The following is a 22,871-nucleotide window of genomic DNA, read 5'->3' as shown; positions in this document are numbered from 1 at the left end:
CCTATAATCGATGAAGGATAAAGTCTAAGGCCCGTCATAAGTCTAAGGCCCGTCATTCTCCTAAAAACATAGTATAGATTTATAGATTTTATCTCCAGATGGTTCTGACATTAATAAAACATTTTCAAGCGAAGACTGATGTATGGTGAGCTGTACTAAATCAACTATGATAAAGTACCTTAACTGCTTGTTATCCAAATACGTAGTTTCTTTTCAATAGCATGTGTATCGCTTTCTTTTGTCGATAGAGTGACTCCCCACTAAAATTTCTTTTTTCTTTTTGTAGATTTTCCAAGCTTGTAAAGCTCCGCTGATAAGATTATCCGTCAAGCACAGGAGAGCATACTTTTCTTTTTCATACTTTTTTATAATAGCTCTTATTTTGATTGATCATTTTTCTCTATCGAAACATCGATACGCTTTAACAAACAAAGTTTGCTTGACCAAAGCTTTATTTGTTTAATAAGTCCTTTTAATCTCTTCTGAGAGTATGAATAGGGATAAACCTGAAGCGATAGTGTTAGTTTATACACTGCTTAGCAATCTTGATAAATGGTTAATATCACCTTGGATAAATTCTGATTGACGAACATTGCTTCTTCAATTTTTAATAAGTGCTTCCGATGTTCTCACATTAATAGGACGATGATACGAAATTTTTTCTTAATAATATGCTTTTGTGATGAATCTGACCTGTACCTAACCCAACTCTCAAGTACAGGTTTTTATAGCCGGCGGTGTAAACAGAGCAATTTCACGCGTCAGCCATGGAAATTTGATATGGGTAAGCTCTCATAACTCTGAGATTATTTAAGCGATCTTTTGAAAAATTACACACTTGAAATTATCGCATATTGCCCAGATCTAAGTAATGGAAAAGCGGTAATTTATGCCCAGAGCATATAAACGATATAAGGGGGGAAGGGGTTATGCGGATGGATAAATTTACTACTATGTTCCAAACAGCGTTGGCTGACGCACAATCTTTAGCGATTGGGCGCGATCATCAGTATATAGAACCACCTCACCTTATGAGAGTTCTATTAGAACAAGAACAGGGAACCGTAGCATCATTATTGCGGCAATCTGGTGTTAATTTGCTAACCCTTATTGAGGATATCGATAAAGCTATAGATAGTTATCCTCAACTCCAAGGTACCATTAGCGAAGTTCATCTGTCCCGTGAATTAGGGCAAATGTTAACGTTAATGGATAAATTAGCTCAAAAAAACAAAGATCAATATATTTCTTCCGAATTATTTATTCCAGCAGCCCTAGAAGTGAAAGGTCAGTTGAGAGAGATTTTAATAAAAGCAAATACGGATCCTAAACTAATCGAGAAAAATATTAAAAATTTGCGTGGTGGGGAAAGGGTGATTGATCAAGGCGCTGAATCTCAGCGAAAAGCATTGGAAAAATATACGATTGATCTTACTACGAAAGCAGAATTGGGGAAACTCGATCCAGTGATTGGGCGCGATGAAGAAATTCGTCGCGCGATTCAAGTCTTGCAACGACGAACAAAAAATAATCCAGTACTTATCGGAGAACCCGGTGTTGGTAAAACTGCTATCGTTGAAGGACTCGCTCAACGTATTGTTAATGGAGAAGTACCAGAAGGGCTAAAAAATAAGCGGTTATTGTCATTAGATATGGGTGCCTTAATTGCAGGTGCTAAATTTCGAGGCGAATTTGAAGAACGTTTAAAAGCGGTATTAAAGGGTTTATCTAAACAGGAAGGCCGAATTATTTTATTTATCGATGAATTGCACACTATGGTAGGTGCTGGAAAAGCGGAAGGCGCTATTGATGCTGGAAATATGTTAAAACCGGCCTTAGCTCGCGGCGAACTTCATTGTATGGGAGCAACGACATTAGATGAGTATCGGAAATATATCGAAAAAGATGCTGCCTTAGAACGACGTTTCCAAAAAGTATTGGTGGATGAACCTTCCGGCGAAGATACGATTGCTATTTTACGTGGGCTGAAAGAACGCTATGAAGTTCATCACGGCGTCGAAATTACAGACCCTGCTATTATTGCGGCAGCGACGTTGTCACATCGCTATATTACGGATCGTCATTTGCCAGATAAAGCGATCGATTTAATTGATGAAGCAGCAAGTCAAATCCGGATGGAAATGGATTCAAAGCCGGTTGAATTAGATCGGTTAGAGAGACGATTAATTCAATTAAAAATTGAGGGCGAAGCGTTAAAAAAGGAAACGGATACTGCATCAAAAAAACGTTTAACGGCTCTAGAAAAAGAGATTAAAAGTCTTGAAAAAGAATATTTTGATCTTGAAGAAGTATGGAAAAGTGAAAAAGCTTTACTCTCTGGCACTCAGCAAATTAAAGAAGAGTTGGAGCAGGTGCGTATTGAATTAGAGGCAGCAGGTCGTGCAGGTGATTTGGGGCGCATGTCGGAATTACAGTATGGCATCATTCCAGATTTAGAAAAGAGATTAATGATGGCTGTTAATAAGGAAGATGGGCTTCGTGAACATAAATTATTGCGTAATAAGGTAACTGAAGAAGAAGTTGCGGAAGTCGTCTCTAAATGGACACATATTCCTGTATCCAAAATGTTGGAGAGCGAACGCGATAAGTTGTTGCATATGGAAAAAGAGTTGCACAAACGTGTTGTCGGACAGGAGGAAGGGATAAGTGCTGTATCACATGCTATCCGTCGTTCACGGGCTGGGTTATCTGACCCTAATCGACCCATTGGTTCGTTTTTATTTTTAGGTCCGACAGGAGTCGGAAAAACTGAATTATCTAAAGTATTAGCTGCTTTTTTGTTTGATACGGAAGAAGCGATGGTACGCATTGATATGTCTGAGTTTATGGAAAAACATTCCGTTTCACGATTAATCGGCGCGCCACCTGGCTATATAGGTTATGAAGAGGGCGGATATTTAACTGAAGCAGTGCGACGTCGACCTTATGCTGTCATTTTACTGGATGAGATTGAAAAAGCTCATAATGATGTTTTTAATATTTTATTACAGGTGTTGGATGATGGTCGATTAACTGATGGACAAGGAAGAACAGTTGACTTTCGTAATACGGTTGTTGTGATGACTTCGAATCTGGGATCGACATTAATTCAGGAAGTTGCGACAGAAAATTACGATACAATGAAAAATGCTGTAATGGAAGTGGTTGCGCAACATTTTCGTCCAGAATTTATTAATCGTATTGATGAAGCGGTAGTTTTCCATGCTTTAAAAGAAAAGCAAATTCGTAATATTGCGGCTATTCAAATTGATCTTATTAAGGCTCGCTTGAAAGAAAAAGATTATCAACTCACTATCACTGATAATGCGCTTGATTATTTATCAAAATTGGGTTACGACCCTACCTATGGGGTACGGCCGTTAAAGCGAATATTACGACAATATCTCGAAAATCCATTGTCACAGGCAATCTTAGAAGGCAAATTCTTACCAGGTATAACGATTAAGGTTGATAAAAAAGACAAACAACTTGAGTTTGTTAAAGAATAGTGGCATTTTTTATTTTCTTATTCTCGTGGATTATTACGCTGTTCTTAGATCGAGTTCTCCAAATTGGGTGATGGTTGTTGTTTAGATCCAATATTTCATATAAAGCAACAGGCGGCCCATAATCCGTTGTCTGCATGGGCGTAAAGTTTGCCAACTATCTAAAGAAATTTCCCGAGAATTTTTAAGATCTTCTAGAAATTGTCGTTCTAATACTTTTTTGATTCGTCAGAAGCAATATTAATGTCGGCTTCTAAATCATGAATAAGACTACGATGATTTAAATTACTAGAGCCGATTAGCATCCAGTCATCGAGTATTAATGATTTCGCATGGAGCATACTTGGCAAGTATTCGAAAATCCTTACTCTTGCTTTTAGCAGGCTATCATAGAAGGTAGATGATGCCCATGGCATTATCACGACATCAGATTTACGCGGCAGTAAGATACGAACATCTACGCCGGCGCGAGCAGCATCTTTTAGACGTTTTAGTAAAAAATTATCTGGAACAAAGTAAGCGTTGGTAATCCAAATGCGAGATTTGCAGCGCACTATTTTTCGTAGTAAATTTTTATAAAGAATACGGCGTCGATGACGTGTGTAATTTAAGCGAATCAGGGGTCTTTTCGTACCTGTCTGAAAATTTCACGTAGGCGCTCTTGAATTGTGCGATGATACCAGGCCGCCTCAAAGGCTTTGTTTAATTCAGTTAAATAAATACCAGATATCCGTACAGAAGTGTCTCTCCATGCGTCACCGCTTTCGGCTTTTGATAGATGATGCTTACAAATATTGAGACTGCCAATATAGGCAATTTTTCCGTCGATAATGCAAACTTTGCGGTGATTGCGAAAATTAATTTTTAAAATCAAATAAATCCATTTTAATAGAAACGGTAATTTAATGACAGAGCGACTCCAATTCCACAGTTGCCACGGGAAAGGATGAAATACTTTGGTTTTTGCGCCGGCTTTTTCCAAGAAATACGCAAAGTTGGCACTCCACGATGGGCTGCCAGCGCCGTCTACCATCACTCGAACTTTAACGCCGCGTTTAGCAGCCTCTGAGAGCTGAATGGCTACACGTCTACCTAAAGGATCGTTATGAAACATATAAGTTTCTAAATCAATCGAATATTTAGCGTTAGCAATATCAGTGAGTAACGAGTTAAAATGTTTCTGCCCGTCTGTGAATACCTTTTCTTGGTAGGTCGTTACGGGTGAGCCACCTTCCATAGAGTCATTTTTCCTTGAATTAATCAAGATCTTCATTACAGATCCGTAAGTTATTAGCCCTAGCAAATTTTATTATAGATTTATAAAGTTCTGGATTAGATTGTTTAAGATATGGGTCAATGACAACGCATTTGTGGCCATCCTTTACAGAAGGTTGAAGCATTGGTGAATAATGAATTCGATGCTTGTGGAAAGTGGATAACGTACCACTCATGCGCTCGGCCCAGTCACTGGGGCGGAAAGTTTCTCCAGACTCTGTCACTCCTTCAATAATTATTTTCGGTTGATCGTTTTTCATGAGATACCTGTGTGCTGCTCTCTCTAACTGATGAAATCTATGGTATAGTTTGAATTCACAAATATTATAGCACTTTAACTAATTCTGCCAGGGTAGTTAATGACGGATATAAAGCAGCTTAGGGTGTGCGGCATTTATCTACTCCCTAATCTTTTTACTATTAGCGCAATGTTTTCTGGTTTTTATGCGATTGTGGCTGCTATTAAAGGCCATTATGAGATGTCGGCTATCGCCATTTTTGTGGCATTAATTATGGATGGTCTGGATGGTCGAATTGCTCGCCTACTTCATGCTCAGAGCGAATTTGGGGTGCAACTCGATAGCTTATCGGATATGGTGAGTTTTGGGATCACGCCCGCCCTCGTAATGTACACCTGGTCACTCAACGTGGTAGGAAAACTTGGTTGGTTGACTGCTTTCATTTATACCGCTTGCACTGCTTTGCGGTTGGCGCGCTTCAATGTGCAAGTTAAAAAAGTCGACAGGCTCTATTTTCAGGGACTACCTACCCCATCAGCGGCAGCCTTAGTAGCGAGTATAGTTTTACTATGCAATGCTTACCATATCGCTGGTGAGGCAATCGCTTTCCCTTTACTAATAGCGGCGGTGTTTCTCGGATTATTAAAAGTTAGCACGATTCGGTACCGTAGTTTTAAGGATTTCAATTTATACAATCGAATTCCATTTGTGGTTATTTTGTCAGTTATTTTAATCCTGGCGCTTGTTTCTTTTGATCCCCCGGATACCCTGTTATTTCTTTGTTTTATATATGTCATCTCTGGTCCCATCACGACTTTATGGTCGTTGTGTAATAAGAGCTGGCAGAAAAAAAGCAACTTAAAGTAAAAAAACGTTCTCATTGATGGAGTTGACACTCATTCAAAACACCGCTCGATGGAGTCTCGCCGAAGATGTTGGTAGTGGCGATATTACGGCTGAATTAATTCCAGAAAATTATTTGGCAAAAGCATCCATTATTTCGCGTGAGGATGCTATTATCTGCGGTATCCCTTGGGTAGAAGCTGTATATAAGTACGTTGATCCTGATCTGAAAATCTATTGGAAGGTAAAAGACGGAGAAGCAATTAGTTCAGGTCAGACGTTGGCAGAATTAGTTGGAAAAGCCCGAGCTCTCGTGACAGGTGAACGAGCGATACTCAACTGGTTACAAACTTTATCTGGCACCGCGACGGAAGTAAAACGATATGTTGAAAAATTAAAAGGCACGACTACCCAGTTACTGGATACCAGGAAAACTCTTCCCGGCTTACGCTATGCTCAGAAATACGCTGTTCTTTGCGGAGGGGGTAGTAATCACCGCATGGGATTATATGATGCTTACCTTATTAAGGAAAACCATATTATTAGTTGCGGCTCAATTACAAAGGCTATTCAAAAAGCGCGAAATCATCATCCGGATAAACCACTAGAAGTAGAGGTAGAAAATATCAATGAATTTAATGAAGCGCTAAACGCAAACGCCGGTATTATTTTGCTAGATAATTTCGATATTAATGAAATAAAAAAAGCCGTTGTTATTAATCAAGGCCGGGCAGAACTAGAAATTTCGGGTAATATAAATTTAGAAAATATTCGCGAAATTGCGGAAACTGGTGTTAATTTTATCTCAGTTGGAGCATTGACGAAGCACATTCAAGCTATTGATCTTTCGATGCGAATTTTTATTTAATTATTTTTCTGGCTCCCTCCTTCTCATCTATTGTCCATTCAATTAGTTGGATTAATAATAATTTCTATAAAATTTTTAAATTAAATTCTTATACTAAAAAAAATTAATTTATTTTTTACGTTGATATGAATCTTGTAATGACTTTTAATGATTAACAATCTATTTTATTTAACTAGAGAAAAATGTATTTTATACGGTACAAAAATGTTAGTTAAGGATAGAGAATTAGATTTTGGGTAATATCCAATTAATTATTACAATAACAATAAAACAAGTGATTGCTCGAAAATGACAGATAAAAAAGTAGCTTTTAACGCTAAATTATTTGCTGAGTATACTAAAGACTTAATAATCTGGAATTATTATCTTTGAAATCATCATATTATTTAAATAAAAATGATAATTTGAAAGAAATTTTATTTCTATCTATTGTTTCCGAAATATTTAAACATAACAAAACTTTTTAGATGATTTTATATAAAGTAAATACGAATCAGGACATTCCGCTATCTAATAAGTTCGGTTAAGCTAATTAAAAAATAGATAAGACGCGACATTTTCATTTAAATATCTTCGGATTCAACAACGATTACCTGAAAAATAGGAAAAGCTTTTTAGGAAGTAAGCTTTTTTATTTTATCTGAGCGTTATCAGCTTTATTGTTCTATTTAACAGATTAATGATTCAGAGACTTATTAATCTATTTTTGAAAAATCAATAGAATTAATGAAAGAGCTAAAGAAAAAAGCAGAAGCACTAAACTCTAATTTAAAATAGTCAATTGCCTCTCATTAATTTCTTCAAGTGCAGTCAAAGAAGTTACATAAAAATCTCTGAAAAGAAATTATGGAATAGATTGTGTCAATCGTACGAAAGTGTATAAAAGTACAGAGGAATTTCCAGAAAAGGCGCAGTTCCTCTATTCTCTAACACTGTCAAAACAAGTGGATCCTCTATCATTGTTGACAAAACCTTATCTTATATTTATCGAAATTAAATAGTGCCGTCACTTTTCCTACTAAATCCCACGTTAGATGAAATCAGCACAAGCTATTCCTCTTTTCTTTCTATTGCAATTGAAAAATGGCGTCCCCAAGGGGATTCGAACCCCTGTTACCGCCGTGAAAGGGCGATGTCCTAGACCTCTAGACGATGGGGACCCTATGATGCCTTTATCCTTTATTACAACACAGGACTTCTGTATTCGCAGCGCTTTTTTACAGGTCTATTTTTACGATTCTTATTTTTGTAGCTCCTACCTTAATAACTTTGTAGCTTCAGCGAGGACTCAAATGGAGCTAAGCGGAGTTGAACCGCTGACCTCTTGTATGCCATACAAGCGCTCTCCCAGCTGAGCTATAGCCCCGGCAGGAACTCGGGGCATTCTACGGACTATCAAGTGCTCCTGTCAATAGCTAATCAATCATTATATTTAAGATTTATATTCCAATAGGAGAGGTATAGAATCGGACTTCCATCTCTAATTATGGAGTTTAAATGAAACTTTATTGTGTTCGTCATGGTCATGCAGAACAGTCACCTAATACAAATGGTGAACGGCCACTCACTCAGAAAGGGATTGAGGAAATTAATAGAATAGCTATGTACCTAGCTCACCGAGATATACGTATTGTTCATGTAATGCACAGCGGTAAATTGCGCGCCCAACAAAGCGCCGTTGTTCTAGCTGAGGCTGTGGCGAAAGATCAACTAGTAGAAATATGCGAATTATTAGGATCAGACTACCCAACAGCACCGCTTATTGGTCGAATTCAAGAGTGGCATGATGACACTCTGTTAGTCGGTCACATGCCTTTTATGTCGCAATTGGTCAGCTCGTTGATATTAGGCAGCAATTATCCTGATATTTTACTTTTTCCACCTGCAACAGTGGTTTGCTTAGAACGATTTCAAAACCGTTGGATCCTAAATTGGGTATTACGTCCTGATTTAGTGCCGGATAAAATAGAGTGACTGTTATTCCAACTCCGATTTTCTCGTTTTTTACCGTATTTTTTATTTATGTAGGATTTTCCTTTTAGAATACAATCAGTTATTTTCTATTAAATATGCAGAACATTAGAATCTCAAAATGCAGATGGAAAAAATTTGTATGGTAAAATTAAGGAATAAAACGATGATGACACGCTATTTATTTTGTTTAGTATTTCTGATATATCAAGTATATCTAGTATTTCTGATATATCAAGTATATCAAGCGCAGGCATTGACATTATTAATCGTTTTAATTGCCAGGGGGCCTAAGTCTCTTTTAGATAGTTACAGCGAACATGATTGACATTAATTGAGGTAGGTGTGGGAGGAGGAGGGGGTCAAGATAGTGTTTGTTACCTGGCTGCTACTACTTTGTGGATAATCTGTATTATAATGTAAACCACGACTTTCTTTTCGATAGAGAGCGCTTTCTATTATCAGCATAGCTACCGTGATTATATTGCGAAGTTCAATGAGCGACCTGCTAAGTGGTTGTTGATTGCAGAAAATGGTTTCAATTTGTTGAAACATTGGTTGTAATTCTTTTTTTGCATTATTTAAACTTGTATTATTTCTAATAATTCCTACATTATCCCACATAATTTTACGTACGCGCTGGGTTAAGGTCTCAGTAGAAATTTCCTCTTCCATCCCAGAGAAAGTAGGAATCCAGGAGTCAACGTAATATATTCTTTTTGATGGATTGTTTCTTTCGCGACGATGCTTTTTAATAGCATGTGCACAATTGGCAGCAAAAACTAGGCATTCTAACAACGAATTACTTGCCATTCGATTAGCGCCATGTAATCCCGTGTATGCTACTTCACCTATAGCATATAAACCTAGAATATCCGTTTGACCATTTAAATCCGTCATTACACCGCCACAAGTATAATGTGCGGCTGGTACAACAGGTAATGGTTCTTTTGTCATATCTAAATTGAATTTCAGACATGTCGAATAAATAGTAGGGAAAGTTTTTTTGATAAAATCGGCAGGGCGGTGGCTAATGTCCAAGTAAACACAATCGAGCTGATGCTTTCTTAATTCAGTATGCATGGCGCGAGCAACAATATCTCTTGGCGCCATTTCAGCGCGTTTATCATAACGCAGCATAAAGCGCTCGCCGTTGGGCAGTAATAAATAACCCCTTCACCACGAACGACTTCAGTGATTAAATGATAATTAGCACTAGGATGATAAAGACAGGTAGGATGAAATTGATTAAATTCCAGATTGACCACACGGCATCCAGCGCGCCAAGCCATTGCAATACCATCACCGCTCGTACAAGATGGGTTACTAGTATGCAAATAGACAAAACTAGACCCTCCTGTTGCAAGCACCGTACATGTCGCATTAAATACTAGCATTCGTTGTTGTTGGTTGCTATATACCAACACCCCAACACAACGATTATGTTTAAGACGTAAATCAACTGCAGTATGTTTAGTGAAACAATCAATATTACGATGGGTTTTTACTTGTTCAACTAACGTTGCTATAATAGCCGCCCCTGTTTTATCAGCAACGTGTAAGATTCGCCGTCGACTGTGTCCTCCTTCCTGAGTGAGATGATAATGATCACCATCGGTAGAAAATCGAACACCTTGTCGTATCAGCCACTCAATAGCTAATTTGGCTTGGGTTACTGTAGCTTTTACCACTTCAACATCACACAAGCCACTTCCTGCATTTAAAGTGTCTTGTATATGGAGATCTATACTATCTTCATCGGTATTCATCACAGCGGCAATTCCTCCCTGGGCATGTGGAGAAGAGCCGTCGATAAGATCATCTTTACTGATGACAGCAACTCGCGCCTCATCCGCTAGGCTTAAGGTGAGGCTGAGACCTGCAGCACCACTGCCAATAACCAAGACATCATAAGTAGACATGAGTTTGCTATTTGTCATATTAGGAACCAAACTATATCAGGAGAATCAAAAATCAGCAAACAAAGGGTTCAACTATTAATATCAATAAGCTAATCGTGTAATAATCGTGTCTATCATGTAACATTTAAGGGATGGCAAGATTTTCTATCCATCTGAGTAATCACTTTGGTAGTGGTACTTGCTGTGTCGCATTTAGCCAATTACCTGCCCTATCTAAATATGTAAGAAATACTGGTGAAATGCTATCTTTTTAACAAAAGATTTTATTTTTGATGAAAAATGTTGATTATCTTATTTCAATGTTAACCTAGCACTGATTTTTAGTTTGCATTCCATACACTACCTTCATCACTTATACGTTTATTACCCGCTGTTGGCAAACAAATCGATGTACCTTATTTTAAGCGCCAGTTCTGAGAATCTCGCTCTTTTTATGCGGTTAGTATTTTTTAGGATGCAGTTTTAAAATTTTTCCTGAGAATCTTACTTGCTATCTATATTTGAACTATAATGCGTACAATGAGCAGCCACTATAGAAGCTACACAGCCGGTTACTTTTTTCCCCATCGAGATATGCAAAAATTCATTTGGGCCATGCGCATTTGAGAGCGGTCCTAAAACACCTGTAATCATAAATTGGGCTTTTGGAAACATTTGGCCAAGCATGCCCATAAAGGGGATTGTGCCGCCTTCACCGAGATAAGCTGCTGGATTTTTAAAGAATTGCTGGGAAGCTTTTTCATTGGCTCGCGCAAGCCATTCACTTAAACTCGGCGCTACCCAGCCGGCTGCTGCAGATTCAAAGCAAAAAGAGACCTGTGCGTTAAAAGGAGGGTCTTTTTCAAATATGGCTTTCAATACCCGTGCTGCTCTTTCTGTATCTAGCGTTGGAGGCGTACGCAAGGACAACACGACGCTCAAAGAAGGAATGGTCACGTTACCCGCGTTGGCAACAGGGGGTAGCCCATCAAGGCCAGTTACGCTCAATTGTGGGCGCCAAAAAGTGTTAAACAATAATTCAAGAGAATTAGAAGTAATCGGTTTGACATTAGGCAAAAAAGGAAGGTGTGAAGAAATTAATTGACCTATATTTTCAGCAATTCTTTTAGATTGTTCTTGATGTTGCTTCGGAATCGCTACTTTCAATTCGTCCACAATGATAGCTCCAGTCCGGCTATCCTCGATGCGATCAAGTAACTGACGTAAAATTAGAAAAGGAGAGGGTACAATGCCGCTTCCTAATCCTGAATGGATACCGTTTTTCAAGACTTCAATCTTTAATGTACCGCTGATATTGCCGCGTAAGGAAGTAGTGCACCACAGTTGTTCGTAGTTACCACAGCCGCTATCTAAACAGATGACTAAATTCGGTTTTCCAATACGATCTTTCAGATGACTTAAATAGGAAGGCAAATCAATACTACCGCTTTCCTCAGAGGCTTCGATGATAACAACGCAGCGAGCGTGAGGGATTTGATAGCGCTGTAATGTCTCGATAGCTGTTAATGCGGCAAATACAGCATAACCATCGTCTGCGGCACCGCGGCCATACAATTTATCTTCTCTTAAAACTGGTTTCCACGGGCCTAAGTCTTCCTCCCAGCCTTGCATTTCAGGCTGCTTATCGATGTGTCCGTATAGCAAAATAGTTTCATCAATCTGTCCAGGAATTTCGATAAATAAAAGAGGTGTTCGCTCGTGTAATTGAACCACTTCTGATTGCAAGTTTTTGATGGGTTGTTTTCGGCACCAACCAACGACCAGTTGTATAGCTTCGTCCATATAGCCATGAGCTTTCCAGTCCGAATCATAAAAAATCGATTTATTCGGGATCTTAATGTAATTAACGAGTTCAGGAATGATGCTTTTGTCCCAGGTGGTAGAAATATCTTGATGAATTTTCTCGATATTTTTTTCAAAAATTTGACTGTTCATGAAATTTCCTACAATTTCGCAATTTCTCAACTATTAAAAATGATAAAGGAAAGCGTTGGAAATGTGAAGATCATAGGAAAGACAGTAACCAAAAGAATTGACCATAGAGTACAAAGAAGAGAAAGCCGAATAATGGGGAAAAAAGACATGAATACCCATAGTTAGTAGCAACCGATTGACCTTTGATTCCCACGTTCATAAAAGTGAATAAAATATAGCCAAATCGAATATATAAAGGGGGCACAGAACTCCTCTTTATACCCTATTCTTATCTGATAAGCAATCACACGATTGGGGTCATTAGCATGATTGAATTAAGTAAAGAAAAAATATATTTGGATGAAAGGGTACAGTTGTTGTCTTGTCGGATATTAATTTGTGAGCGGATGCCGTCTAGATATTTAGTGATTATTCGTTAGAGTGAAAAGGAAAGTACGTCGTGACGCTGTGTAAATCTTTGACAACTCCGATAAGGATTGATGATTGTCGATGTAATTCGGCGGTTGCAATAAACCTCAGCACATATTATGAGAGGAACCCATAAAATATAGCTATGCCTTTTGTTATGTTGATTTTATAAACGATGTGAGCATTGACGAATTTATTTGACACTTTGATTTGCAAATTAATATCCTAATTAATCCTGCAAGATCTTGCGCGAATTTGGAATTTTCATAGGATAATTGCGTCAGTATGACGTTGGTCTGTGCGAAACGAAACCGAAGTACTTAATCCAGGAATTATGTATTTACGAAGGAGAATTATAAGTTGAGATCTTTAGTTATTTCAACGAACATTAGCACCATATACAATTAATTCATTGGTCAAGATCACTGAAATATTCATCATTCTTTGTGGGATTGCTATTATCATTGGTTTACTATTTGTACGTGATCTATGTACTACTATAAATAGTAAAAAAATAATTTCCTTTTGTATTTTAGTGATAGTGATTATTCCGCTGATATACCATTTCGGAAACATCGATCAAAGCCATAGCTGCTTCTTGTAGCCCCCGTTGGTTTGTGTGTTTCCTTTCTTTTCATACGTCTTACTAAAAGACGTTATAGGAAGAACTAGTGGGTGGAGGGGTGATGAAGGCAAGTTAAGAGATGAACCCCGTGGCAAATATTTTCAAATATTTTAAAAGTGTAGTTACTTGAAATCCCGTATCTGAAGTATCTTTGAGACCATGACTTTGGTTGAATATTCGGCAATATAGGTGTTTTTAGTAGCGGAGGATTTAGGTGATTTAGCATTCGTTATAGTTACAAGCGATTTGATTTGGCGTAATGATCATCAGCCTTTTAGTTTTAGTGATTTTATACATTACAAAATACGACATTATTTTACAAAGCAGTAAAGAAAATTTTCAGTGACGAAGGTATTCCAAAAGCCTAGAATCATTAGGTTATTCATTAGAAAGGCTATAGACAAGGATATACTGCTGTGAAAGATGGTTTAATCTGGTATAGTGTTGACTAGGCCAGCTAAACAGTCGCTCAGCGTAGCTGGGAGGAAAGTCCGGGCTCCATGGGGCAGAGTGCCAGGTAACACCTGGGGGCGAAAGCCTACGGAAAGTGCAACAGAAAGTATACCGCTGTCGAATTTCTCGATAGTAAGGTTGAAATGGTGCGGTAAGAGCGCACCGCGTTAGGTGGTAACAACAACGGCGATGGTAAACCCCACTCGGAGCAAGGCCAAATAGGAATCCTTTAACGTGCAGCTCACACGTGGATTTGGGTAGGCTGCTTGAGGTGTGTGGTGACACACATCCTAGATAGATGACTGTTCACGACAGAACCCGGCTTATCAGCTGGCCAATTTAAATGTGTCATAATATCGAAAAGTGGAATTGATAAAAAATTGTAATTAATACATGGCTACATAAATGGGGTTTTCTTTTCAATGAATTGATGAGAGGTGGGGGCGACCACTGACCTCACTAGTGCCCGTTGTATTATTATCAAATTCAAAACGATGCTATAAAAAATAACAGTAAAAGAGAAAAATAACGCAAGAGTGCCTTTTAGAGTCAGGGAAGTAGTGGCCCGCCAGTATCTCACCTATGCTTTTAAAACTATTTGTAGGGTATCTGCGTTTCTCACTGATTCTTCAGATCAATAAAAGAAAAAATACGACCGATTTAACGAGTTTCTGTATATAGTGTTTAATTTCAGTTAAAATGTTTCGCCTTCTCGCCTTTTAAAAAAATCTATCAAAGAGTGGCTTCATGATGAGATACTTATAAGTAAGTGACTGTTCGTGATTATCAGCTTTATTATCAGACTTCCTATTTTTAACCGTATTTCTCTTATAAAGAGCCACTTCCTAATGGGAGCACATAATGTTGGAAACATTTTAACAGCAAAAATCTCTCGGCTTTCCTAAGATAATGCAACAATTAGGAGATGATTTTGCTGAGAACGGTCAGCGCTCTCTCATTAAGCGATTCAATAAAAGAAAATATTTTTAAAATAAAGTGCTCGCTAGCAAATAGTTTCTCTAACAGCCATTAAACAGGGAAAAATAAATTTTTCCCTGTTTTCAAATAAAAAAGTGAAAAAAATTATTACCCAATTGTTAGTCAGAAACAGGTTACTTATAAAAGATTGATTTGATGACTATCGGCTCACATACTCTTTATATAACAGAAAAGAGAAAAGATTTACATATGGATGAAAATTTGGAAGAGAGTAAGACGCAGTAGACATATTATACACCTAAAATTTGTAACTAATTTTAAGAACTTATGTATCATTCTTTTTGATTAGAAGATAATACTTATTCTTTGTTAAAAACGAAAAAATTAATCATTGAAAGGATAGTAGTGTAAAAAGACTAGATAAAGAAAAGATAATGATTTTTAACCACAAAGAAGTAATACAACATATTTCGAGTAATATTCGGAAAATTAAGAATTGATTACGATAAAATATATACTTTGTATATTTATTTTACATGGGTTGATTCCTAACCATTATACGGGAAAAGATTCAAAATCATGGTATTTTCACTTTTGCTTCTTCCTAATATTCTTAAATAAAAGAGAGAAAAATTAAAAAATAAATTAATTTTTCGTTAAGAAGGACTTGTAGAACCTATAGTTCCGTTGGAATAAAGTTTTTTATTAATACATAATATCGCTTATTTTTAGTCTTTTTCTACATTAACAAAATACTTTCTTGATTGAGCACTACCATTTCTTTGATCAAAGGAATTTAGTTTCTTTTTATTTAATGGCATTGATCAAGGAGATTATGTTTCTTTATCATTGTGTTTAAGAATTAAATGAATAGGTTGGATAGTTGATCTTTGTTATTTTTATATCCAAACCGATAGTCGGTGTAATCATGTAATTTTTAATACAATTAATTTAATTAGTTTTAATGAAGTCAGAATTTGTTTTGGACAGCAGCGGCGTGATTTAATAGACGTTATTTCTGAAGAATTAGAGTGAAATTATTAAAAAAGAAAATGATGAAAGATTTTTTATAAAATATCAAAAATAATTTATAAACATAGTTAAAGAGAATTTTGAGGAAATTAACTCTTATCGAGTCTTAGCTTTGGCATTACGAAAAAACAGCTAGAAATGTGGCTAAGATTAAGGTAAATGGTAAAGGCAATAAGACTGATTCTGTTCTAATTATAGGGGTGCGTATTTTCTTTGTCAGCTGAGAGATGTATAATTCAAGAACTTCATAGTTTTAAAAGCTACTTGAGTGAATAGCTGCTAAGAGGTATTTAGCAATGAATGAAATATTAAATCAATTGCGTAGCAACATTGAAAATTTTAAAGAAACAGGTCTTTACAAGGCAGAACGGATCATTACTTCACCACAGAATGTTGAAATTTCAGTAGATCATAAGTCCGTTCTTAATTTTTGTGCTAATAATTATTTAGGTTTAGCAGATCATCTTGAATTAATTAAAGCAGGACAAAAGGCGCTTAAGGAATATGGTTTCGGGGTAGCGTCGGTACGTTTTATTTGTGGGACACAGAATATTCATAAAGAATTGGAAAAAAATATCAGTCTGTTTTTAAAAACCGAAGCTACTATCCTCTACTCTTCCTGTTTTGATGCGAATGGCGGTTTATTCGAAGCATTATTAGGCTGTGAGGATGCAGTTATCAGTGATGAACTGAATCACGCTAGTATTGTTGATGGTATTCGATTGTGTAAAGCGCAGCGATATCGTTATAAAAATAACGACATGCAGGATTTGCGAGCGAAACTTAAGGAAGCTGATGAGAAAGGTGCCCGTTATAAATTGATCGCGACCGATGGGGTTTTTTCAATGGATGGTACTATCGCTAATTTAAGGTCTATTTGTGATTTAGCGGATAAATATCATGCATTAGTTATGGTGGATGATTCGCACGCAGTAGGATTTATAGGCGAAAATGGACTAGGTACACCGGAATATTGTGGCGTCTCAGATCATATCGATATTCTTACTGGAACATTAGGAAAAGCATTAGGCGGTGCGTCAGGGGTTATGCCTCAGGCCATAAGGAAATTATTGAATGGTTACGCAATCGTTCGCGGCCATATTTATTTTCTAATTCTTTAGCTCCAGTTATTGTTGCTACCTCGTTAAAAGTGCTTGAATTGTTAGAAAATCAAGGTCCGAAATTACGTCGACAATTGCAGGAAAATAGTCGTTATTTTCGCGCCGGCATGGAAAAATTAGGTTTTGCTTTAGTACCGGGTAATCATCCGATTATTCCTGTCATATTGGGGGATGCTCAATTAGCTATAAAAATGGCAGATCAATTATTACAAGAAGGTATTTATGTAATTGGATTTTCTTATCCCATCGTACCGATAGGTAAAGCTCGTATTCGTACGCAGATGTCAGCGATTCATAGTAAGGAGCAGTTAGATCGAGCTATTAACATATTTGGCCGTGTTGGAAAAAATTTAGGAGTGATTTGATTTTTTGTCATCCCTATCATGGTAGAAGGCGGCATTCAAATTTTAAGCATGATGATTAATCCGGATTCGATACCAGGATATGGAGTAAAATATGAAAGTACTTTCAAAATTAAAAGCAGAAACAGGTATTTGGTTATCAGAAATAGACACTCCAAAGCCTGAGCGTGATGAAGTATTAATTAAAATCAAAAAAACTGCGATTTGCGGGACTGACCTACACATTTACAAATGGGATAAATGGGCGCAGAAAACTATCTTAGTTCCTATGCACATAGGCCACGAATTTGTAGGCGAAATAGCGGAAATGGGCGAAGATGTTAAAGGTTTTTCTATCGGTGATCGGGTTTCTGGAGAAGGACATATCACTTGTGGTTATTGTCGAAATTGTCGTTCTGGAAAACGTCATTTATGTCGGAATACGTTGTGCGTGGGTGTCAACTACGCGGGTGCATTTGCCGAATATTTAGTCATTCCTGAGCAAAATGCCTACAAAATTCCAAAAAAATTAGTGATAATACAGCAGCCGTCTTGGATCCTTTCGGCAATGCTGCTCATTCTGCATTAGCATTTGATTTGGTGGGTGAAGATGTGTTAATTACAGGTGCAGGTCCTGTAGGCTTGATGGCTGGTGCCATTGTGCGTCGTATTGGTGCACGTCATATAGTGATTACCGATGTTAATGAATATCGCTTGTCTTTGGCAAAAAAAATGGGGATGAATGTTACAGTGAATCCCATAAAAACACCATTGACGAAGATAATGAAGATATTGGGAATAACGGAAGGTTTTGATGTCGGATTAGAAATGTCTGGAAACGCAGAAGCTTTTTGTAGTATGTTAACTGTTATGAATAACGGCGGGAAAATTGCTTCCTTGGGGATTTCCCTGAATCTTTCGCCATCGATTGGAACACAGTCGTCCTTAAAAGCCTGGTGATTAAGGGCATCTATGGTCGGCGCATGTTTGAAACGTGGTACAAGATGACCAATCTGTTACAAAGCGGACTGGATATCTCCCCCGTCATTACGCATGAATTTCCTATAAAAAATTTTCAAGAAGCATTTCATGTAATGTTATCAGGTAAAGCAGGCAAAGTCATTTTGGATTGGTCATAAAAAAGAAGAAGTAAATAGATTCCCTTCCTCTTCTTTTTTATGATTTTGGCTTTTATGCGTTAATCTTGTCAGTCTCTTTAAGACTAGGAAAGAGGTGATTTCGTGTTGTGATTTTTTAATCACAGTTTTTTCATTGCTATGCGTATTAAGCATAGGTATGGATCTTTTCATTTTTACGGAGAGCACAACTTCAAATTTCATTTTCTGTTATGATGGGTTTAAAAATCATTTCTTTAATTTACTTCTGCTACCAACTCATAGAGAGCCTTTCAGTATACCAGAATCAGTATAGATTAGGATTTCAAGACTTACTGTTGAACTTCCTGAAATTATTGATTAGGACTCAAGTTATACTATCGTTTGATATTTTATCTAAACTGGATGAGTACAAAGTTAGTAATACGAATACAGTGGGCCAATTACGGGTAGAGACTATTTTAACCGAAGCAATTAATTGATATATTGAGAAAGTTTTTTAAATAGTGATTCAAAGCGAGAAAGTATATGTTACAGAAAAAAGAGATGATCTCGATTCTCGTCATCGGATTGCTTCGCAAGTAAAAGAGGTCAGCCTCTTTCTTTAATTTGATAATTTTCGAGATTAATGTAGGCTTTTTCCCATAACTGCCTTCTTCTTAAATAAGACTTTCTGAGAGGAGGTATGTTTCGTTTTTCAAAAACGCTAACGCTTCTATGGTGTTAGACCAACTTTTAAAAAGTGATACAATAAAGGCGGGGGTGTATTTTGGTTTCATATTAGCTTAAATGTCATTGCAGTAGATGATGTCTTAGTAATCATTTTAAGACGTTAGGGTATTGTCTTTAATTTCTAGACCCTAGATAGGAAGAAATTAAGAGAAAATTAGAAAATTTACTGAATTATCTATCATCCCGTTAGTCCGTGGATCCTAAAATTTAAGGGATAGGTCTCGCCGCAATAAGTGAATTTTAGTTCCACTACTTTCGCATGAATATGCGGAATTAAGCTAGATTAGTTTTACTAGTTTAAGGATAGAAAAAATTTAAATTGTAGGATTAATTGCAATGGTAGCTGTCGCGTGAGATAGTTAGTAAACGAGTTTTTGAAAGAGGCGTTCTGCTGCTAAAATTAAGAATATTCTCCTTACATAATGCACAAACCTGTTTTGTTTGATGAGGTGATCCAAGGGCTTGCTATTCGACCAGATGGCGTCTATATAGATGGGACATTTGGAAGAGGAGGGCATAGTTTCGGTTTACTGCAGAGGCTAGGGGCTTCTGGCCGGTTGATGGCGATGGACAAAGATCCTGAAGCAATCGTTATAGGAAATAAAGATCCGTTCTGTGATTCACGATTTTCTATCGTTCACGATACTTTTGGAAATATTGGAAAAGCGGTCAAGGACTGTGGATGGCACGGGAAAGTGAACGGAATTTTGCTGGATTTGGGGGTCTCATCACCACAGTTGGACGATGCAAAGCGGGGCTTTAGTTTTAAAAAAGATGGACCGCTGGATATGCGAATGAATCCGAAACAAATCTTGGACGCAGCAACCTGGATTAACCAAGCTCAGGAAAGTGAAATTCGCCGCGTGCTTTGGAATTATGGTGAAGAACGCTATGCCAAACGCATTGCGTCAGCCATTGTGAAAGAACGCGAAGAAAAACCCATTTTAAGCACTTTTCAATTGAGTGAGGTTGTTAAAAAAGCAATACCTCGTCGTGAAATTAAAAAACATCCTGCAACGCGTACTTTTCAAGCGGTTCGGATTTTTATTAATCATGAATTGGAAGAATTGCAAAATTGTTTGCCACAAGGTTTAGAAGCTTTAGTCAAAGGAGGGCGTTTATGTGTCATTAGTTTTCACTCGCTGGAGGATCGCATTGTTAAACAATTTATCCAAAAGGAATCGTGCGACCTGTTTCCGCGTGAGATTCCGATTTTATGGAGTGAAATTAAACACCGACTAAAAAAAATAGGTGCTTTGATTCGACCGAGTGAAGCCAAAATCAGAAAAAATCCGCGAGCACGCAGTGCTCGTTTGCGTATTGTGGAGAAATTAACATGAACATAGTAGTAACTAGGGTGATTGTTGAACAAATTATAGGAACAAGAAGCCGTATCTTCTGCACCACCCAATGCAGACCTTAATTGTTTTACTGATGGTGGCCTCGTTATGTTCTTCTTTTGGGGTAGTTTATTTTAAAGATCTTAATCGCCGCTTATTTATCCAATATGAAACTTTACAGCACGAAAAAGCAGAAAAACTCATTAAATGGGAAAGATTATTGTTGGAACAAAGTACGTGGTCGACACAATCACGTATTCAGAAAATTGCACAACGGCAATTGGGGATGGAAATGCCAAACGCAAAGGAGATTGTTTTAGTTAATGCAAAAAAGAACAACCCAAACCCACCAGCTTTTGTCAGGTAAAAGCGTGCGACGAGCTTGGCGGTTTTATGCCTTATGGTTTTTATTGTGTGTTGCGGTGGCTGGAATATTATGGCGATTAGTCGATTTAAATATCCTAGATCGATCTTTTTTACTGAGACAAAGTAAGGCGAGGATTCTTCGTGACGTCAGTATTCCGGCTTATCGCGGTATGATTACCGATCGGCTAGGCGTGCCGTTAGCAATTAGTACGCCTGTTGATTCGCTCTGGATTAATCCACAATTATTTCAACCTACACCCGCACAATTGAGCAGGCTTGCCCATTTTTTGGGCTTATCTCTCTCTTTCATAAGAAGGGAGGCTGAGCAAAAATGGAATCCCCGGCGGCAGTTTGTCTATTTAAAGCGAGGCAACCCTCCTTGTATTGCTAAAGAAGTGCTGGCATTACATATCCCAGGCGTTTTTTAAAACGGGAATATCGACGTTATTATCCCGAAGGCGAAGTGACGGCCCACGTGATTGGGTTGACGAATATTGACGATCAAGGTCAGGAAGGATTGGAGTTAGCCTATAATCAATGGTTAGCCGGAAGGCCCGGCGAAGATGAAGTAGTTAAAGATCGGCTTGGGCATATTATTGCTGATGTGGCTTCGTTAAAAAAACCTCTTCAGGGTCATAATTTAGTATTAAGTATCGACCATCGAATTCAGTATTTGGCCTATCGTGCTTTAAAAGAAACTGTTTCCGATTATCATGCAAAATCTGGTTCTATTATTGTACTCGATGTAAAAACTGGTGAAATTTTAGCAATGGTAAATCAGCCAAGTTACAATTCGAATAATCGGCCAAGAAATTATGATGGGCGGTATCGTAATCGTGCGGTGACAGATATGTTTGAGCCAGGTTCAGTGATTAAACCATTTGCAATCGCTTTTGCATTAGAATCAGGAAAATATACGCGAGATACAAAAATTGACACGAATCCAGGGTGGATGAAAATTGGGGGTTATCGAATCAGTGATGATGGTTTAAATTATGGCATCATTACCTTAACCCAGTTGTTGCAATATTCCAGCAACATTGCTGCGGCGAAAATTTTATTATCACTAAAGCCAGATCACTATTACGCTTTACTGCGTGCCTTAGGATTCGGAGAACGCACGACTAGTGGATTTCCTGGAGAATCAATGGGCGCGTTGGTTTTTCATAATACTTGGGTGCCTAGTGTGGTAGCTACTTTAGCTTTCGGTTACGGTCTTGCTGCTACGACGCTACAACTAGCGCAAGGATATGCTATTTTAGCATCCGGTGGAATTAAGCGACCTGTGAGTTTTGTGAAAGTGTATCAACCGCCGCCGGGTATTCGCGTACTTCCTGAAAAAATCACTACTACTATCGTAAAAATGTTAGAGACCGTAACTCAAAGGGGAGGAACTGGGACTCGCAGTCAAATTTGTGGCTATCGTGTGGCTGGTAAAACCGGAACCGCTTATATTGCAGGCCCCAATGGCTATGATAAACATCATTACATGTCTTCCTTTGTCGGTATGGCCCCTGTGAATAATCCTCAATTAGTTGTGGCTGTTGTCATTCGTGACCCACAGGCAAAACATTCCGGTGGTGTTGTCGCTGCACCTTTGTTTTCTAAAATTATGAGTGGTTCGTTGCGATTATTGGATATTCCGCCTAAGTAATTCCTAAATTTGGATGTCTCAGTCAATATTCACTATCTGAGAGTAGTCTATTATATTAAGTTATTTGTGGAGGAAAACTTATCGATTAACTTTTTCTAAAATAAAAGCAATTATGATTATTGTACCTAAATAAAGTAATTTTGATGAAGTTCATGATCTTAGGAGAAAGCTATTGTCCTAAATTGA

The 22,871-nt window shown here is 37.7% G+C and carries 7 protein-coding genes, 2 tRNA genes, 1 other RNA gene and 7 pseudogenes; 10 read left to right on the top strand and 7 right to left on the bottom strand.

Annotation, left to right across the window (positions count from 1 at the left end):
* Positions 1–929 precede the first annotated feature (929 nt).
* Complete coding sequence (clpB, locus tag LG660_RS02465) at positions 930–3,509, top strand: ATP-dependent chaperone ClpB (RefSeq protein ID WP_258267169.1); 2,580 nt, start codon at positions 930–932, stop codon at positions 3,507–3,509.
* Positions 3,510–3,590: 81 nt separating this feature from the next.
* Here clpB and LG660_RS02460 read toward each other — a convergent pair.
* Positions 3,591–4,743: pseudogene (locus LG660_RS02460) on the bottom strand (phospholipase D-like domain-containing protein).
* Positions 4,744–4,762: 19 nt separating this feature from the next.
* Positions 4,763–5,041, bottom strand: coding sequence for a DUF3579 domain-containing protein (locus tag LG660_RS02455; RefSeq protein ID WP_258267168.1), 279 nt, complete (start codon positions 5,039–5,041; stop codon positions 4,763–4,765).
* 99 nt (positions 5,042–5,140) lie between these two features.
* Between LG660_RS02455 and pssA the strand changes: the two genes are divergently transcribed.
* Complete coding sequence (pssA, locus tag LG660_RS02450; RefSeq protein WP_258267167.1) at positions 5,141–5,887, top strand: CDP-diacylglycerol--serine O-phosphatidyltransferase; 747 nt, start codon at positions 5,141–5,143, stop codon at positions 5,885–5,887.
* Positions 5,888–5,903: 16 nt separating this feature from the next.
* On the top strand, positions 5,904–6,731 hold the full coding sequence (gene nadC / locus LG660_RS02445) for a carboxylating nicotinate-nucleotide diphosphorylase (RefSeq protein ID WP_258267166.1): 828 nt from the start codon (positions 5,904–5,906) through the stop codon (positions 6,729–6,731).
* A gap of 1,084 nt (positions 6,732–7,815) precedes the next feature.
* Here nadC and LG660_RS02440 read toward each other — a convergent pair.
* Together LG660_RS02440 and LG660_RS02435 are read right to left on the bottom strand one after the other, a co-directional pair.
* Positions 7,816–7,891, bottom strand: a tRNA-Glu gene (locus tag LG660_RS02440).
* Between the two features lie 133 nt (positions 7,892–8,024).
* A tRNA-Ala gene (locus LG660_RS02435) sits at positions 8,025–8,097 on the bottom strand.
* 131 nt (positions 8,098–8,228) lie between these two features.
* Between LG660_RS02435 and sixA the strand changes: the two genes are divergently transcribed.
* Entirely contained in the window at positions 8,229–8,705 is a 477-nt protein-coding gene (gene sixA, locus LG660_RS02430) for a phosphohistidine phosphatase SixA (protein ID WP_258267165.1), read from the top strand.
* Between the two features lie 327 nt (positions 8,706–9,032).
* Here sixA and LG660_RS02425 read toward each other — a convergent pair.
* From LG660_RS02425 to LG660_RS02415, 3 genes and pseudogenes are all read right to left on the bottom strand, one after another.
* A pseudogene (locus tag LG660_RS02425) lies at positions 9,033–9,332 on the bottom strand (L-aspartate oxidase); the annotation flags it as partial.
* A gap of 116 nt (positions 9,333–9,448) precedes the next feature.
* Positions 9,449–10,624, bottom strand: a pseudogene (gene nadB / locus LG660_RS02420) (L-aspartate oxidase); the annotation flags it as partial.
* A gap of 483 nt (positions 10,625–11,107) precedes the next feature.
* On the bottom strand, positions 11,108–12,559 hold the full coding sequence (locus LG660_RS02415) for a M20 family metallopeptidase (protein ID WP_258267164.1): 1,452 nt from the start codon (positions 12,557–12,559) through the stop codon (positions 11,108–11,110).
* A gap of 1,482 nt (positions 12,560–14,041) precedes the next feature.
* Between LG660_RS02415 and rnpB the strand changes: the two genes are divergently transcribed.
* The 6 genes and pseudogenes from rnpB to LG660_RS02385 all read left to right on the top strand — a co-directional run bounded on the left by rnpB (position 14,042) and on the right by LG660_RS02385 (position 22,685).
* Positions 14,042–14,387: RNase P RNA component class A (gene rnpB, locus LG660_RS02410), an RNA gene on the top strand.
* A gap of 1,925 nt (positions 14,388–16,312) precedes the next feature.
* Positions 16,313–17,502: pseudogene (locus LG660_RS02405) on the top strand (glycine C-acetyltransferase).
* Between the two features lie 91 nt (positions 17,503–17,593).
* Positions 17,594–18,617, top strand: a pseudogene (tdh, locus tag LG660_RS02400) (L-threonine 3-dehydrogenase).
* Between the two features lie 1,130 nt (positions 18,618–19,747).
* Positions 19,748–20,665, top strand: coding sequence for a 16S rRNA (cytosine(1402)-N(4))-methyltransferase RsmH (rsmH, locus tag LG660_RS02395; protein ID WP_258267163.1), 918 nt, complete (start codon positions 19,748–19,750; stop codon positions 20,663–20,665).
* Positions 20,662–21,032: pseudogene (gene ftsL, locus LG660_RS02390) on the top strand (cell division protein FtsL). The gene rsmH and the pseudogene ftsL overlap by 4 nt, the downstream one beginning before the upstream one ends.
* A pseudogene (locus tag LG660_RS02385) lies at positions 20,989–22,685 on the top strand (peptidoglycan D,D-transpeptidase FtsI family protein). Before ftsL ends, LG660_RS02385 begins: the two co-directional pseudogenes overlap by 44 nt.
* Positions 22,686–22,871 lie beyond the last annotated feature (186 nt).

The organism is Coxiella-like endosymbiont, from assembly GCF_024730665.1.
Classification (GTDB): domain Bacteria; phylum Pseudomonadota; class Gammaproteobacteria; order Coxiellales; family Coxiellaceae; genus Coxiella.
Note: the sequence above shows the minus strand (reverse complement) of the source record. Positions and strands in the feature narration are given on the sequence as shown.